Origin of the sequence: Terribacillus sp. DMT04 (assembly GCF_019056395.1) — a bacterium.
GTDB classification, from domain to species: domain Bacteria; phylum Bacillota; class Bacilli; order Bacillales; family Amphibacillaceae; genus Terribacillus; species Terribacillus aidingensis_A.
The window spans coordinates 436,133-452,314 of sequence record NZ_CP077639.1 but is presented as its reverse complement, the minus strand read 5'-3'; the positions used below and the strand labels follow the sequence as shown (position 1 = coordinate 452,314).

Below are 16,182 nucleotides of genomic sequence, written 5' to 3'. Positions count from 1 at the left end.
ATTTTAAACATATTGCAACTGATGTGCTCACGCAGTTACGTCCCTTTTGATAAAGCTGAACCAAGTAATGGCTGTAATAATAAGGAAGTAGACTAGCATGACCACTATCGAAAAAGTCAATGTCATATCCGCAACTGGCGGTGTATTTCCGGGAGTGTAAGCAATTAAATCCACATTGTTGAAAAGAATATATTTTGACCAATCATATCTAGAAAGAACCATGCTGATTGTCGGGAAAAACATTGATATAAAGATAGAAAATCCGATTGCAAGTGCTGTGTTGCGGAACACTGTAGATAAAGCAAAAGCAATGGTTGCATATATCAATACTTGGATAAAGTTCAACCCGTAATCTCTTATTGTAGATACGAGCATATTGCTATTCAACACTTCTCCGTTTTCAATGATAATTTCTTTCGCGTCAAAGTTTGTAAAGCCAAAGAATAAACCTCCGACGATAAACGAAAATCCAATAAAGGATAAGAAGAAGATAATCATTGTGACTAGCATGCTCACATACTTAGACGTTAACACACTAAAGCGCGATGGTGTTTTTGTGAGCAGCAGTTTGATGGTTCCTGTACCAAACTCAGTGGATACCATCCCTCCTGCAATAATAGCAACAAACATAATAAGGAAAGCTGAACCATAGAACATAACCGTCTCCATATAGGCAGGCAATGTATTCTCTTGAACTGGCTGAATATCTTGATCAAGCTGATACTGAAGCAATGCTATATCACCTGCTACGTCCGCTTGCTCCAGCGTGCCTTCCTCTACATATTGCTGATAATCCTTGATTTGCTGTTCGTTCTCTGCACGCCAGTCGCTATTATTATCTGGCGCATAATAAGCTGTAAATGCTGCAATCGTAATAAATAAAACAGCTGCAATACCCAACATAATCCACGTCGACAAACGGCGGAATGTCTTCATATGTTCATTTCGTACCAATCCAATAAACTTAGACAATTTCCTTCCCTCCAGTCAATTCCAAGAACGTATCTTCTAATGTTTTTGTTTCTGCTTGGATGCCGTAGATATTAATAGCTTCCTTGGTGAGCTTGGCTGCAGCGACTGGGATTTCGTCACGTGTCAGTTCAATCAAAACTTTGTCATCCTTCATTTGTGGTTTCTTGCTGCCCATATCTCGAAGCACGATGGCCGCTTGTTCTGCTGGTTCAACTTGGAAGCTGACGATTTGTGTTTGTTCATTAGACAATTCATGAACTTGCTGCACCCCGAGCATCTTACCGTGTTGAAGAACACCAATTCGGTCACACATTAATTCCATTTCACTTAACAAGTGGCTTGAGACAATGACTGCGAGCCCTTCTTTTTCTGCTAAGTTCCGAATATAATGACGCATCTCGCGGATACCCGCTGGATCAAGTCCGTTTGTCGGTTCATCGAGAATAAGAACATCCGGACTGTGCAGCAATGCTTGCGCGATACCAAGACGCTGCCGCATGCCTAGAGAATAGGTCTTCACTTTGTCGTGGATTCTATTTTTCAGACCAACTAACTCAATTACCTCATCAATTCGTTGTTTATCGACGTTGTCACCCATTCTCGCAAAATGTACAAGATTCAGATATCCGGACAAATACTTATACATTTCCGGGTTTTCAACAATTGCTCCAATATGTTTCATGGCTGCACCATGAGATGTCTTAATACTATTGCCCTTAATCAGAATCTCGCCATCTGTAATGCCCATTAACCCGACAATCATTCGGATTGTCGTTGTCTTACCAGCTCCGTTCGGCCCCAGAAAGCCGAACACCTCCCCTGGATAAATAGAGAAATTGATATTATCAATAATTTTGCGACCGCGTATGACCTTGGTAACCTGCTTAATTTCAACTGCTGGCTGTTTTTGCATACTTTTTCGCTCCTTTGCTTGTTTTAATAGCTCTAAGGCTTCTTTACTCATAAATCGCACCCATCCATTCCAAAATGCCCTGCTGCTCATCGTAGCGAAGATCTTCGACATTACGATGATCAACGACAGCACCATCCTTCATTGCGATAACTTCATCAAGAATCATTTCCACTTCCATAATTTGATGCGTGGAGAGCAGAACAGTTTGTTTTTCTGTGTCCACAAATGTAATTAACCCTTTTACGATGGAATCACGCACAAGCGGATCCAAACCCGAAAGCGGCTCATCCATCAGCAGGACAGGCACTTCTCTCGATAACGTTAAGATGATCTTTAAACGTCCGCGGTTTCCTTTGGAAAGATGCTTCACCTTCGTATTGGCATCCAAATTCATATACGCTCGAATTTCTTCTGCTTTCTGTTTGTTAAAATCCTTAAATTGCGTTGCAAAGAAATCAATCGTCTGCTGGACAGTATAAAAGGCGTAATACTCATCCAGCTCTGATAAATAACTGACCTTTGATGCGATTCGGCGTGTCACTTTCTCCCCGTCAATTTCAATTGACCCTTTTGTTGGTACAGCAAGTCCAGCAATCAATTTCATTGTTGTGGATTTTCCCGCTCCATTTAACCCGACAAAGCCAATGATCTTCCCTTGATCAAGCTTCAGGTTAGCATCTCGTAATGCTGTTTTCGTCATGTATCGCTTTGTCACATTTTTGAACTCAATCATCACTTCTGCCTCCTTCAAGATACAATCGCAGCCCTGCTTGTATTTCCTCATTCTCATATCCCATGTCATGCATGACTTGGATGAAGTTTTCAATTTGATCTTTTTTTAATTTCTCACGAGTGGAGAATAAGATGTCTTCATTATCTGTTACAAATGTTCCTTGCCCTCTGCGTGATTCCACGATACCTGACGCCTCCAGTTCGCGGTACGTTCGCTGTACCGTATTCGGATTAACTTTTGATGAAACCGCCATTTCCCGAACGGAAGGCAGCTTGTCACCAGGCTTCAATTCACCGCTGACAATCTGCCTGTTCAGCCGATCTGCCAGCTGCAGATATATCGGCTGGGATGATTGAAATGTATCGGCCATTCTCTACACCTCTACTTTTTTGTCTAATATCCATGATGCGATGAAAAAGATGATAGAAACTGTAATAAGCTCTATAACATAATTACCAATGTAGATTTGCGTTTCTGTACCTTGCAAACTTGCAGCAACTTCTCTTGTATTCATGTCAAAGTTCAATGCCTGTGCTACATAACCAAGGTCGATACTTCCCCACTCCGTTATCGTCAAGTAAGCTTCTGACTGACCAAATAGCCAGAAGAAGAGATAAATAAATAACCAAGAGCCAATAAAAACGACCGTACCACTAAGGAAGGAAGCCATATATCTTTCTAGAAAGAGAAAAATGCAATAAGCAAGGATGATGTAGATAGAAAAGTCTATAGAAGCTAATACAATATGAATGAACGCTAACACACCTAACTTAAACCACGTTCCCTCTGGTATTTCGATAAAGTTCAGCCCACCTATATAGGCTGTAATACTAACTAGCAGCAAAGAAATGACTAAATAACCCGTACCTGTCACTAGCTTTGCAGTAAGTAATCCTCCTGCATGCATGGGGTTATGGAGCCAAAGATGCAATCTTTTCCTTTCGACACCTAGACTGTAAAGCATGTAAACCGTAATAAAAAAGAAATGCCCTGCTCCCCAGAAAAGACTCATAATACCAATTGCATCCATGGTATAGCCGAATCTATAACCAGTTATGCCTACAATCAACAATGCAACAATATATAAAATAACTGCTAGAAGAAAGATGGGCATTCCAACACGAAATTCTTTTTTCACTAACGAAAACCAAGCTTGCATAAACTAACCCTCCTGATGTACTGCTGTATTAATTAGATAGTACACTAGTACAGAAGTACACGTCAATAGGCAAAGAAAAAAAGCTGGAACAATTTTACTTGTCCCAGCTTTTCGTTTATTTTAACCTTCGAATCCGATTGTTTCTTTATAAGCCCTGGAATAAGCATCAGCAGCTTTAATGGCATCAACTACTTGATCAGCTGTGACAACGCCAGGCATGTTATGAATGGATTCACCTTCTTGTACTGCTTGTTCGGCTACTTTCTGCAAGTCTTCGTCGGAAACATCTTTTAGCTTGATGTCTTCTAGTGTAACTGGAAGTCCCAGTGCTAGATAAAAATCAATATACGTGTTAATTTCATCTAATGTGCGGTCTTCTAAGGCAAGCTGTACGAGTGTACCAAATGCTACTTTTTCGCCGTGTGTCAGGCTGTGAATGTCACCATGCAGAGCTGTGAATCCATTATGAATCGCATGCGCTCCTGCAAGGCCGCCACTTTCAAAGCCAAGACCGCTGAGCAAGGTGTTCGCTTCGATTACTGCATCTAGAGCAGGTGTTACAATTTTCCGTTTGTTCGATTCGTATGCAAGCAGACCGTACTCAAATAATACTTCTTCTGCTTTTTCTGCAATTGCTTGACCAGCTAGTGTTGCTTTTCCGCCTGCCATAGTAGTTCCTCTGCCTTCGATAGAAGCACGTGCTTCCACCCAAGTTGCCATTGCATCAGCAATACCGGAAGCTAGGAAGCGAGGCGGGGCTTGTGCAATGATTTTCGTATCTACTAATACCAGGTCTGGGTTTTTATCGTAGAACTTGTAACTTTCAAATGTACCTTCAGCAGAGTAGATAACACTCAAGCCGCTTGTCGGCGCATCTGTGGATGCTGTCGTCGGCATGATAACAACGCCAACCTGCAGCTCATCTGCAACTGCTTTCGCTGTATCAAGTGTCTTACCACCACCAATACCGATTACGACATCGCTTGCCTTTCCTTCGCCTGCAATACGTTGAATCTCTTCAGTAGATGCTTCACCGCCAAATACGACTTTTGTAGATTTCACACCTTCATTCTCTAAATTATCGAGAACTGCGTTACCGGCTAAATCCCAAACAAAGTCATCCGCTAGCACAAGCGCGTTATTACCGATTTTCTTCACGTACTCTCCTGCTTTTAACAGGACATCTTTACCTTGTACATATCGACTCGGGCTGGTAAATACTTTTTCCATCGTTGACCCCTCCATCACTTAAATTTGCTTACCTAATCTTCTACCCTGTTTACCAATTTAACTAACATTAAAATCAAGGCAAAAGTACAGCCTTACTTGCATATATTTCAAATGGAGCTAGTAATGAAGAGGAGGCCAACCATTGACACAGCAGCCGAACAGAAAATACCGGCCGGTTCAGCCCGGTACGAATTTTTATTTCCCGCCTCAGCATCAGGACCAGCAGCCTGGTATTGAAGGACTCATGCAGCCGAGACCAATCATTGAGTCAGATAGCTATATAGGATCAGGAAAGTTAGAAGGAAGAACAGCGATTATAACCGGAGGAGACAGCGGGATTGGCGCAGCTGCTGCAATAGCTTTTGCTAAAGAAGGCGCAGATGTTGTGATTCCTTATTATTACGAATATGAAAATGAAGATGCCCAACGAACAAAAAACCGAATTGAGCAGCTTGGCCGTCGCTGCACATTGATTGTAGGCGATTTGCGCAGTGAAGAACATTGCCGTGCTGTAGTTGCCCGTACGATAAAAACATATGGAAAGCTGGATATCTTAGTGAACAATCATGGTGTTCAGTTTCCGCAGCATGCCCTTACTGATATCGCCACTGCACAATGGGATGCCACATTTCATACAAACATCTTTGCTTTCTTCTACCTAACGAAGGCTGCGCTGCCGCATCTGAAAGATGGCAGCACGATTGTCAACACAACATCCGTGACTGCGTATGAAGGCAGACCAGACTTAATTGATTATGTTAGCACCAAAGGAGCCATTGTCGGTTTTACTCGTGCACTATCCCAAAATCTAGCCACCAAAGGAATTCGAGTGAACGGCGTGGCGCCAGGACCTATTTGGACACCACTTATTCCATCCAGTTTTTCAGCAGAGCAAGTAGCTACATTTGGGCAAGATGTTCCGATGAAGCGTGCCGGTCAGCCGTATGAGCTCGCTCCGGCCTATGTTTATCTTGCTTCCGAAGACTCTTCTTATGTAACTGGCCAGATTATCCACGTAAATGGCGGTACAATGGTAAGTTCCTAAAAAAAGAACCTGCGCTGAGTCAGCGCAGGTTCTTTCCTGTTCTTAATAAGATGCTTTGTAAATTTCAAGTGAATCTTCTTTATTCAACGTACGATAACCGCCGAACTCTCCGTTTGCATAAGCTTTTTCAGCCATAAGCTCCAAGCTGTCGTCAGAGATATCGTAATCGCGAAGGGTAGCTGGTGCATCAATGCTATTCCAGAATGCGCGCAATGCATCGATTCCTTCCAGTGCCGCTTCTTTATCAGACTTACCAGCAGTATCAACTCCGAATACGCGCTCTGCAAGCTGCTTAAAGCGGGGAGCAGATTCTTCATCCAGCACATGTTTCATCCAGTTCGGGAACAAAATTGCCAAACCGCCGCCATGCGGAATGTCATGTACAGCAGACACTGCGTGCTCAAGGTTATGCGTTGCCCAGTCGCCATGGTAGCCCATGTTTAATACGCCGTTTAATGCCATCGTGCCGCTGTAAAGGATTGTTGCACGGTGCTCGTAATTTTCCAAGTCATCAAGCAGTTTCGGACCTATTTCCATAACTGTCCGCAACAAAGACTCACAGAAACGATCCTGCAGCTCTGTGTTAGTTGTCGTATGGAAATAATGCTCCAATACGTGTGACATCATGTCAACGATACCGTAAATTGTTTGGTCACGCGGCACCGTAAATGTGTTTTGCGGATCCAGAATCGAGAATTTCGGGAATGTATGCGCACTTCCCCAGCCGTACTTCTCGTTTGTTTCCCAGTTCGTGATAACTGAACCAGGATTCATCTCGGAGCCTGTTGCTGCAAGTGTCAGTACAGTCCCGAATGGAAGAGCATCGTCAGCGGACGCTTTCTTCGTTACGATATCCCATACATCTCCATCATATTTTGCACCCGCTGCAATAGCTTTTGTACAGTCGATTACACTTCCGCCTCCGACTGCCAATATCACATCGATGTTTTCGCTCTTACAGATCTCAACACCTTTTCGCGCTGTTGTAACACGCGGGTTTGGCTCTACGCCAGCAAGTTCAAATACTTCTGCATTAATTTCAGCTAATTCCTTTAACACATTATCGTACAGACCGCTGCGCTTAATGCTGCCGCCTCCATAAACAAGCAATACTTTCTTTCCGTAAGCAGGAATTTCTTCTTTTAATTTATCTAATTGATCTTTACCAAAAATCAATTTCGTTGGGTTATAAAACGTAAAGTTATCCAATCTAATCGCCTCCATGGCTTATTATGCTAAAGGGTCGGGATAGAGTAAAGCAATCCGCTCACAGATAACACTTTAATACAGTTATGCACGTTCCAACGGCAGCGAACAGCAGCGGAATGAGCCACCGGATTTTATGATTTCCGAGAAGTTCACTTCAACAACTGTGATGCCTTCATTTCGCAGCGCTTCATTTACTCGCTTGTTGGAAGGCAGACTTAACAGTTTATCTGGAGCAAAGGAAAGAACGTTTGTCCCCATATAAAACTGGTCTTCTTCCGATACCTCGATGGTCTTGTAAAGCTGACGGAACCGTTCCAGATCTTTCTGTTCAAAAGCATCCGGATAAAGGATCGCTAAGTCCTCACGCACCAGATTGAAGACACAATCTAAGTGCAGAATATCTTCACGAATCTTTACAGATATAACCTCATAATCCGGAAGCAGCTGTTGCACTTGCTGAACAGCTTTCTCCTCTGTTCGTTTGCTGAGCCCAATCCATACGCGCTTTCCATCTACTACCACATCGCCGCCCTCAATTGTTCCATCGGTAATGTCTTTGTATGTAAGCTCCTGATGTTCAAGCCACTCACGCAATATTTTTGTTTCTCCCTTGCGGATATCATCTTCCATATTCGACGCAAATAACACATCGCCTATACAAAAACCAATATCACGTGTGTAAACTTGCTCATTGAACGGTTCATGTGCCGGTAAAGACATGACATCCACTCCATGATCTCGAAGCGCGGTGACAAAGTTAGTATGCTGTGCCATTGCTAGTTCTCGGTCAATATTATGGTTCAAATAATGCTTTTGCGTTTCGTTAATCACTTTTCTAATTTCCATATATGCTGGCGGACAGACAACGACATGCTTGAGCTGTCCGAATTCTGACTGACACCTAGTTTGCGGTTTATGCTCTTCTTGTATCTTGGTCATATTATTCCCTCCAGTGGTTGGCTTTTAAGTTCATATCTCGTCTGCACTCTTTACCATTCCCTGTTTTCGGGTTTAATAAGCTGCCAAAAAAGGGATACTACCTGTAGAAAGTGAAGGAGGAGAGCGAAATGGAACAAGCAGAAGTCAAAAAACATGTGGAACAAATTCTGGATAAACAGAAGATTGGAACGCTTGCCACTGTCCAAGATGGCAAACCTTACAGCCGATACATGGCCTTTTTCAATGAAGGATTCACCTTATATTGCGCGACAAGCGGAAGCTCCCATAAAGTAGACGATATTGAGAGCAACCACAACGTCCATATCTTATTGGGCTATAATGGCGATGGTGTTGGTGATGAGTTTGTCGAAATCGAAGCAGACGCCAAAGTAAGCGAATCTCCGGAATTGAAACAGCAGCTGTGGAAAGACAGCTTTAAGGCCTGGCTAGATGGCCCAGACGATCCTGATTATGTTGTCTTGGAAATCAAACCAGATAAAATTTATTTAAAAAATATTAATAAAAGCGACGTTTATACAGTCGATCTTTAAACAAAAAAGCAGAACTGCTCATAGTTCTGCTTTTTTTACATACATGGAGATTGCCTGTTGCAGACTGCCCATTGTGTCAGCTTGCAACGTACCTTTTGATCCAAAGCCTTGAACCTGTGATGGAGAAAGTCCAACAATTATTGTCTTTGTTCCCATCAGCTGAATCGATTCAAATAGCTGTCCGAGCTTCTCTTTTCCAGCTATCGTTATCTCACCGACGCCATGAAAGTCGAAAAAGACTTGCTCATATTCTCCTTCGTCTATCTTCGCTAAAATGTTCGCTTCCATTACCTCCAGCTTATCGGCTTGCAGATCACCAAATAAAGGTATCAGACCAGATTCTTTATAAAGCGGAATGAACGGACCGCTAAGTTTATAGATACGATTGATCGCATCCTCCAGCTCTTCTTTCTTTTCCAGCAATTCAAAGTCTGTCTCTGAGAGCCTAGAGCGAAGTTTCATTAATTGACTGGCAAGCTGGTCAACCTCTTTCGTTTTCTCTACGCAAATGATATGTGCCCTGTCCGCTTCCCATTGAACAGATATTTTGAACACAGCCAACGGATCATGCTTTGTTTTCATATTCAGTTCGAAGTGGATCTCAGACAAATGCGGCTGTATATACTGGCTGACTTTCTGCCGGTTCCCCTCATCAACCAAACTGTTAAAATCATCTCCAATTAAGAAAATACTGCTGGCAGCACGTGAATAATCAAGTATCTTCCAATCGGAGCTAATGAAGAAATAAGGCAACGGCAGAAACTTACCAGACACCATCTGCCTCTTCCTCCGCCAATTCATTCAGCCATGCTGCCACTTGTTCTAAATCGTAAATAACTTGTGTCTGCCTGCCGCAATAAGGCCTGATATCATGCATGGAAACCACTCGCCCTCCAACCATTACCCTTGGCTGCCAAGGTAATTGCTCGAAGGCGGCAATGTATTCCTTCAAAGCAGGTATACGATAAGGAATCGCAGCAGATAAACCAATTACTTCTGGCCGCCACTGTTCTGCACTGCTTAAAGCATGTGCCAGAGGCAGATTAGGACCAAGATGCCGGACCTGCCAATGCTGTTCTTCAAATAAGGCCGCCACCATCTTAGAACCAATCACATGCTGCTCTTCTTCCAAACAAAGAAACATCACTTTATCTTTTGAATGCTTGTTTCTCCGTTTAAACGGAAATACGTACTGCGCCAGTGCAAAGTCACATACACTTGTCGCCAAGTGTTCGTCCGCTACTGTAATTTCATTACGCAGCCACTTCTCTCCTATATCATACATTGCCGGTGTTATGATCTCTTTGTACACACGGATACTCGGTCTTGGATCATTTGCTAAAAGGCTGTATGCCTGCCGCTCATCACCAGCAAGCAACGCTGCTGCAAAATGCCGCCAAGCTTCTGTCATCACGTATCACCCTCAGTTGTCTTCGTCCTTGTTTTTTTCTGCATGCAATACTTGAATTCCTTCTTCCAAACACGCTTTAAAAAAGGCATACTTTTTCTTATCCACATATACTTCCAGTAGTGGTATCAGCCGCACATAATTGTCGATGATTATTTTTTCATTCATACCGCGAGCAGAAAGCAATTCATACAGCCACAGCGTATAATCATTGAACAGCTGTATATCATCCGCCTCATAAGCAGTCTGCAAATAATTTAAGTGATGCTGATTATCCTCGCGCGTTCGTATCTTTCCGTTCTCCCCGTAACGTTCATATAAAGATGGATACGCGTCAAAGATGTCTTCCACAATATTATCAAGCAATTCATCTGCTCGGATTGTTGTGCTCACTGCGCCACCACCTCAAACATTTTCACCGTTGGCCGGATAGACGCCAGTTCTTGATCTGGGTAATTTTTCTCCAAGTCATGGATACGCTTGAAATCATCCCCGCTTACCCAATCTATATAGCTCTGCTTGTCTTCCCAAGTAATTTCAACAGTCAATTCTCCTGGCTTCTTCTTATTGTGAAGCAGTCGGAACTGCTGGAAGCCTGGAGCTTGATCCACTAGTTTCGACCTGTTTTGATAAATGGCAATTACTTCCTCTGATTTTTCAGCAGGAACATTAAAAATCGAATGTACGATATACATGGAACCCCCCTATATTGCTGTATTCTGCGATTAACAATAGGGTATCATAATCGGATTTGCGATTATAGCATTTAAGGTTTGCACCATCAAAAAAAGCCATGATCAGCTGATCATGACTTTTCTATTAACTTAAGCGATCCATCGCACTTCTTCTTGTAATGAATAACACTAATCCAACAAGTACAGCTGCTGCTGCAACAAAATATGGCGCTCCAATTGAAATATGCTCAGATACTTTCCCAGCAAGCCATGGTGAGATAGAACCACCTGTGAATCGCAGGAAGCTGTATGCCGCTGAAGCAGTAGAACGTTCTACTGGAGATACTTCCATCACAGCCGTTGTCATGACTGTATTATTAATACCGAGCAGCAGCCCCATCAGCGCTATCATTACGATAAGGAACCATGGCGTATGGGAGCCGATCCCCATGAGAGACAACGTAACGATAATACCGACCATTACCAAGCTGAGTGACTTTTTCGTACCTAGTTTTGATTCAAACGAAGGAGCGATAAAAATAGAACCAACTGCAAGCATCACACCCCAGACGAAGAAGACAAATCCAATACCAAATTCTCCAAGATTTAAGACAAATGGTGAATAAGTCAACAAAGTGAAGAATCCGAAGTTATAAAATAGAGCTGTCAATCCAATCGCCAAGAGCCCTGGATGCCGCAGTGCCTGAAATGGCGCTGAAAGCGGGCTTTTTCTTGCTGGTTTCGGTATATCTGTCAATAAAATCCACACTGCCAGTAATCCGATCAGCATTAGTACAGCCACTCCGAAGAAAGGTCCCCGCCAGTGAATTGATCCAAGCAAACCGCCCAATAGCGGACCAACAGACATTCCTAAACCTAATGCTGCTTCATACAGCATAATAGCTGCTGCCGAACCGCCGCTTGAAACACTGACTATAACAGCTAGTGCTGTAGATATAAACAAGGCATTTCCCAGCCCCCAGCCAGCCCGCAAACCAACAAGCGCATCAATATTGCTCGCCAGCCCACCTAGAGTAGAGAATAGGATAATAATAACCAAACCAATCAGCAGCGTCATCTTCGGTCCAATCCGACTGGATAACCAGCCTGTAATGAGCATCATAATACCTGTGACGAGCAGGTAACTAGTAAATAAGAGCTCCACTTGGCTTGGCGTTGCATCCATTTGCGCAGCAATAGAAGGAAGGATCGGGTCAACAAGACCAATTCCCATAAATGCAACAACGCAAGCAAAAGCAACCGCCCACGCTGCTTTCGGTTGCTGAAAGATTTTTTTTATACTATGTGCATCTTCTTTTAATTCTTGTTCTGCTTTTTCAATTTCGTGCCCATCGGGTATCGTTTCGTTACGAATGTCCGACATACACTCATCTCCTTTTATTTAATCAGCAAGCATTTTTCTGCTCAGCCGGATGAATTCGTTCTTCTCTTCTTCTGTCAGTTTATCTAGGAAGGAACCAAGCGCTTTGTCACGCGCACCTGAAAAACTCTCATAAAAATCAGAGCCCTTTTGTGTGATCGCCAGCATAACTACTCTTCGGTCTTTCTCAGAGTGAATTCGCTCTAGGTAACCGTCCTTCATCATTCGGTTGCCTAAATTAGTTGCACCGCTAAAGCTGATTCCAACTTCTTCTGCCAAATCTGACATGCGCATCGGCCCATTATTTTTTAAAAGCCTCAGCAAAACCAGCTGCGGCCCAGAAATCTGAAAATCCCACTCTTTACGTAATGCTTTGTTCACATTACGTACCAATTCGATAAAATCAACAATGTCTCTGCTTTCCATTAACAAACCCCCAAAAATGCTTTGTACTCTAGTATTAGTATAACTCAATATTTCATGCATGTGAAATAAATCAATTAAAAAAAGTTCCGGCTGATCCTTGCAGCCGAAACTTTTGCTTACTTATTTCTTTTCAATGTTTTATCAGTCTGTTCATTCACCGCTTGCCGAATGTGATATAATTCAGCGTACATTGCTGCGGCAAAAGCAGCAATAATACTAAGCAAGACACTGACTATCATAGCCATAAAGTCTAAATCAAAACCCAGCATAGCTACCATTCCAATGATAAAACCTATAACTAATCCGATTCCGGTGAATTGAAGTAACTTACCAAATGTTACAGAATACATCTAACCCACACCCTTCCATCTTCCTGTTCTCCTAGTTACTCTTTACCCCATATACAATCGGACTATGCTTCCTGCTTATGCTTTAGTATAATTAGCCAAAAACACTTTGGGGGAATTGACATGCACTACCGTAACGCTACTATTGAGGATCTTCCTGACATTGTCTCCATTTATAACTCCACTATTGCAGGCCGCATGGTCACAGCAGACTTGGAAGAAATAACTGTAGAAAGCAGATTAGTTTGGTTTCATCATCACAATGAAAAGCGACCGCTTTGGGTGGTAGAAGAGGACAATCATATACTTGGCTGGATTAGTTTAGAACCTTTTTACGGCCGAGCCGCTTACGATAAAACAGTAGAAGTCAGCATTTATCTGCATGAAGACACAAGAGGAAAAGGACTTGGCAAAAATATGCTGCAATTTGTTTTAGATCAAGCAGAAGTTCTTCATTTCAAGACTGTCTTAGGTTTTGTTTTCGGCCATAATCAACCGAGCATGAAGCTTTTCGAAAGGTTTGGTTTTACACCGTGGGCCAATATGCCAAAGATAGCAGAACTAGATGGTGTTGAGCGGGACTTAATCATTTTAGGTAAACGAATTCGCCCTTAAATAAACTATCCACATGTGGATAAATAGCGCATTGCATCATTCGTCAAATTATTCTGTGCATAAGTTGTCTTATGCACAAATTATGTGAACAAACAGAATTTTTCTGTGTACAAGCCTGTCTTTACCCACAAAAAAATGTGCATAGCCTTGGTTCTATGCACATTTTCCATTCTATTCATTTCGTTCTTCGAGCAAAATCGACAAACCTGAATTTATCTGGACGGTGTTTCGACTCTGTATATTGAAATAATGTTGTGTCTTCCAGATAAACAGCACTGCGCACGACTACAAGCTGTTGATAACCTTCCATGTCCATTACCTCTGTATCTGCTGCTTCTGCTTCCTCTACGACAACTTCTTTTCTTGCATAGCTAATTGATAAACCGAGCTCTTGCTCTAAATAATCATAGACAGAATCACAAGCAATCGCTTCCGTAAGTGCCGGTGCGCACGCAGCCAACAGCAAATCTTTGTCATAAATCACCGCTTCTCCATCTAGCTTTCGCAAACGGTGCAGCTCCCAGACGGGTGTGCCTTTTTCGCATTGCAGCACTTCTTGCATATACTCATCCGCTGCCTTGTGCTTGAGTGTCAGCACTTGTGTTTCCACTGCCTGGGACATCGAACGGGCTAATTCCTTGAAACTTGTCAATCCGCTTACCGGCAGCGGCAGTTTATTCTGTTCCAGAACTACAGAGCCCTTTCCTTGCAGTTTCTGAATATAACCATTCTGCGATAATAGCTGCAACGCTTTTCGTACGGTTTCCCTTGACGTGTCAAATCGTTCTGACAGCTCATTTTCAGAAGGCAGCAGCTGCCCTGCCTTCATTTTAGCCGCTTGTATTTCTCTTGCTATCACATCGTAGATTGCTTGAAATTTTCTTTGCATTCCATCAGGCCTTTACAATTTAATAAGGTAAATGACCGCCTCATATGGGCGAAGCTGTATCTTACTGTAGTCTGGTGCACTATCTTGATAGTTGGAGAGAAGAATCTCAGCCTCTTCTGTTTCTTTTTTGGGATAAGTGAATTCTGTGCTTTCTCCAAAGAAATTCGCTACAACAAGAAGTTTTTCACCATTCCATCTCCGTTCGTAACTGAAGATACGTTCATTATCCATGCATAACGGTTCATAATCTCCATGCGTTATAATAGCATATTCTTTTCGCAAGCGAATCAGCTTTTGATAATGATAGAAAATAGAGTCCTTATCTTTTACTTCCTTCTCTGCGTTAATTTTCTTATAGTTCGATGCCACAGACAGCCATGGTTCCCCTTCTGAAAAGCCAGCATTTTTCGCTGCACTCCATTGCATCGGGGTTCTGGCATTATCTCTGGAACGTCTCTGGATAATCTGCATAACCGCACTTTCAGCCAATCCCAATTCCTTCAATTCTGTGTAGGCGTTTTGCGTTTCCACGTCATTATAATCTTCTATGGAAGAGAACTTAGGATCTGTCATCCCTATCTCTTCCCCTTGGTAAATATAAGGCGTCCCTTGCATCATATGCATGACGGTTGCCAGCATCTTTGCGGACTCACGGCGATACAAATCATCATCGCCAAACCGGCTTACGATACGCGGCTGGTCATGGTTGCACCAGAACAACGCATTCCATCCGCCAGCTTGATGCATGCCTATTTGCCAATCTGATAGAATCTGTTTCAGTTTGATAAAATCGAGTTTTCCGTCTGTCCATTTCTTTCCCTTTTCATAGTCCACTTTCAAATGCTGAAAGTTGAACGTCATATCCAGCTCATTTACATCTGGACTCGTATACTGCTGGCAAGCAGCCAGACTCGTCGAAGACATTTCACCTACTGTGATAAGATTGTGAGGAGCAAATACGGCTTGGTTCATCTCTTTCATAAATTCATGGATTCTTGGACCATCTGTATAGTACGCTTTGCCGAACTGACCGTCGGCAGCACTTTCATCATGCGGGAAGCTTTGGACTTTTGATACAAGATTGATAACATCCAGGCGGAATCCATCCAGTCCTTTTTCTGCCCAGAAGTTCATCATTTCGTATAACTTGTTGCGAACTTCGTTATTCTCCCAGTTAAGATCTGCTTGCGTTTTGTCAAACAGATGTAAATAATACTGATCAGTATGCTCCTCGAGAGCCCAGGCAGTTCCGCCAAACTTGGACACCCAATTGTTTGGTGCGTCTCCATCACTGGAGTCTCGCCAAATATAATAATCGCGGTACGGATTATCTTTTGAGGTTTTGGCTTGCTGGAACCACTCGTGATCAGTTGATGTGTGATTGATTACGATATCCATCATCAGCTTCATATCACGATTATGCAGCTCCTGCACTAAACGTTCTACATCTTCCATCGTACCGTAAGCAGGTTCGATGTCGTAATAATCGCTTATATCGTATCCGTTATCACGCTGCGGCGACCGGTATATTGGTGTCAGCCAAACCATGTCAACACCAAGTTCCTTTATATAGTCCAGCTTCTCAATAACGCCTTGCAAGTCTCCCATTCCAGAACCTGTTGTATCGTTGAAGCTCTTCGGATAAATTTGATAGATTGTGCTTCTTTTCCACCACGGTTCTTGCATATTAA

Annotated in this window: 20 protein-coding genes; 3 read left to right on the top strand and 17 right to left on the bottom strand. The window is 42.8% G+C overall.

Features of this window, described 5'->3' with window-relative positions:
• Positions 1-27 precede the first annotated feature (27 nt).
• From KS242_RS02465 to KS242_RS02440, 6 genes are all read right to left on the bottom strand, one after another.
• A complete protein-coding gene (locus KS242_RS02465; protein ID WP_217322867.1) occupies positions 28-972 on the bottom strand; it encodes an ABC transporter permease in 945 nt (314 codons plus the stop codon).
• On the bottom strand, positions 965-1,885 hold the full coding sequence (locus tag KS242_RS02460; RefSeq protein ID WP_217324033.1) for an ABC transporter ATP-binding protein: 921 nt from the start codon (positions 1,883-1,885) through the stop codon (positions 965-967). The genes KS242_RS02465 and KS242_RS02460 overlap by 8 nt, the downstream gene beginning before the upstream one ends.
• A 43-nt stretch (positions 1,886-1,928) precedes the next feature.
• Entirely contained in the window at positions 1,929-2,618 is a 690-nt protein-coding gene (locus KS242_RS02455) for an ABC transporter ATP-binding protein (protein ID WP_217322866.1), read from the bottom strand.
• Positions 2,611-2,988: a GntR family transcriptional regulator gene (locus tag KS242_RS02450; RefSeq protein WP_217322865.1), complete on the bottom strand. Its 378-nt coding sequence runs from the start codon at positions 2,986-2,988 to the stop codon at positions 2,611-2,613. The genes KS242_RS02455 and KS242_RS02450 overlap by 8 nt, the downstream gene beginning before the upstream one ends.
• Before the next feature lie 3 nt (positions 2,989-2,991).
• Positions 2,992-3,777, bottom strand: coding sequence for a hypothetical protein (locus KS242_RS02445; protein ID WP_217322864.1), 786 nt, complete (start codon positions 3,775-3,777; stop codon positions 2,992-2,994).
• A gap of 120 nt (positions 3,778-3,897) precedes the next feature.
• Positions 3,898-5,007, bottom strand: coding sequence for a glycerol dehydrogenase (locus KS242_RS02440; RefSeq protein WP_217322863.1), 1,110 nt, complete (start codon positions 5,005-5,007; stop codon positions 3,898-3,900).
• 142 nt (positions 5,008-5,149) lie between these two features.
• Here KS242_RS02440 and KS242_RS02435 point away from each other — a divergent pair, with 142 nt between their 5' ends.
• Complete coding sequence (locus KS242_RS02435) at positions 5,150-6,052, top strand: SDR family oxidoreductase (protein ID WP_217322862.1); 903 nt, start codon at positions 5,150-5,152, stop codon at positions 6,050-6,052.
• Positions 6,053-6,094: 42 nt separating this feature from the next.
• Here KS242_RS02435 and KS242_RS02430 read toward each other — a convergent pair whose 3' ends face one another.
• The gene (locus tag KS242_RS02430; protein ID WP_217322861.1) at positions 6,095-7,261 is read right to left on the bottom strand and encodes an iron-containing alcohol dehydrogenase; all 1,167 of its coding nucleotides are present in this window, start codon (positions 7,259-7,261) and stop codon (positions 6,095-6,097) included.
• Positions 7,262-7,342: 81 nt separating this feature from the next.
• Positions 7,343-8,200: a dimethylarginine dimethylaminohydrolase family protein gene (locus KS242_RS02425; protein WP_217322860.1), complete on the bottom strand. Its 858-nt coding sequence runs from the start codon at positions 8,198-8,200 to the stop codon at positions 7,343-7,345.
• A gap of 128 nt (positions 8,201-8,328) precedes the next feature.
• Between KS242_RS02425 and KS242_RS02420 the strand changes: the two genes are divergently transcribed.
• Positions 8,329-8,751 carry a pyridoxamine 5'-phosphate oxidase family protein gene (locus tag KS242_RS02420; protein WP_077305350.1) on the top strand — a complete coding sequence of 141 codons (423 nt, stop codon included), beginning with the start codon at positions 8,329-8,331 and terminating at the stop codon, positions 8,749-8,751.
• Positions 8,752-8,769: 18 nt separating this feature from the next.
• Here KS242_RS02420 and KS242_RS02415 read toward each other — a convergent pair whose 3' ends face one another.
• The 7 genes from KS242_RS02415 to KS242_RS02385 form a co-directional block, all read right to left on the bottom strand.
• The gene (locus tag KS242_RS02415) at positions 8,770-9,528 is read right to left on the bottom strand and encodes an STAS domain-containing protein (RefSeq protein WP_217322859.1); all 759 of its coding nucleotides are present in this window, start codon (positions 9,526-9,528) and stop codon (positions 8,770-8,772) included.
• A complete protein-coding gene (locus KS242_RS02410) occupies positions 9,515-10,162 on the bottom strand; it encodes a cobalamin B12-binding domain-containing protein (protein WP_254391782.1) in 648 nt (215 codons plus the stop codon). The genes KS242_RS02415 and KS242_RS02410 overlap by 14 nt, the downstream gene beginning before the upstream one ends.
• Before the next feature lie 12 nt (positions 10,163-10,174).
• Positions 10,175-10,552 carry a hypothetical protein gene (locus KS242_RS02405; RefSeq protein WP_217322857.1) on the bottom strand — a complete coding sequence of 126 codons (378 nt, stop codon included), beginning with the start codon at positions 10,550-10,552 and terminating at the stop codon, positions 10,175-10,177.
• Entirely contained in the window at positions 10,549-10,854 is a 306-nt protein-coding gene (locus KS242_RS02400) for an antibiotic biosynthesis monooxygenase family protein (protein WP_217322856.1), read from the bottom strand. The genes KS242_RS02405 and KS242_RS02400 overlap by 4 nt, the downstream gene beginning before the upstream one ends.
• 124 nt (positions 10,855-10,978) lie before the next feature.
• Positions 10,979-12,217, bottom strand: coding sequence for an MFS transporter (locus KS242_RS02395; protein WP_217322855.1), 1,239 nt, complete (start codon positions 12,215-12,217; stop codon positions 10,979-10,981).
• An 18-nt stretch (positions 12,218-12,235) separates the two neighbouring features.
• Positions 12,236-12,640 carry a MarR family winged helix-turn-helix transcriptional regulator gene (locus KS242_RS02390; protein ID WP_179637117.1) on the bottom strand — a complete coding sequence of 135 codons (405 nt, stop codon included), beginning with the start codon at positions 12,638-12,640 and terminating at the stop codon, positions 12,236-12,238.
• 116 nt (positions 12,641-12,756) lie between these two features.
• Positions 12,757-12,990 (bottom strand): hypothetical protein, encoded by a 234-nt coding sequence (locus KS242_RS02385; protein WP_217322854.1) that lies wholly within the window; start codon positions 12,988-12,990, stop codon positions 12,757-12,759.
• 120 nt (positions 12,991-13,110) lie between these two features.
• On the opposite strand from KS242_RS02385, the gene KS242_RS02380 reads away from it, so the two are divergent.
• Positions 13,111-13,602 carry a GNAT family N-acetyltransferase gene (locus KS242_RS02380; protein WP_217322853.1) on the top strand — a complete coding sequence of 164 codons (492 nt, stop codon included), beginning with the start codon at positions 13,111-13,113 and terminating at the stop codon, positions 13,600-13,602.
• 175 nt (positions 13,603-13,777) lie between these two features.
• Here the strand turns inward: KS242_RS02380 and treR are convergent, their stop codons facing one another.
• The gene (treR, locus tag KS242_RS02375; protein WP_217322852.1) at positions 13,778-14,491 is read right to left on the bottom strand and encodes a trehalose operon repressor; all 714 of its coding nucleotides are present in this window, start codon (positions 14,489-14,491) and stop codon (positions 13,778-13,780) included.
• A 12-nt stretch (positions 14,492-14,503) separates the two neighbouring features.
• A complete protein-coding gene (gene treC / locus KS242_RS02370; RefSeq protein ID WP_217322851.1) occupies positions 14,504-16,177 on the bottom strand; it encodes an alpha,alpha-phosphotrehalase in 1,674 nt (557 codons plus the stop codon).
• Between the last annotated feature and the right edge of the window lie 5 nt (positions 16,178-16,182).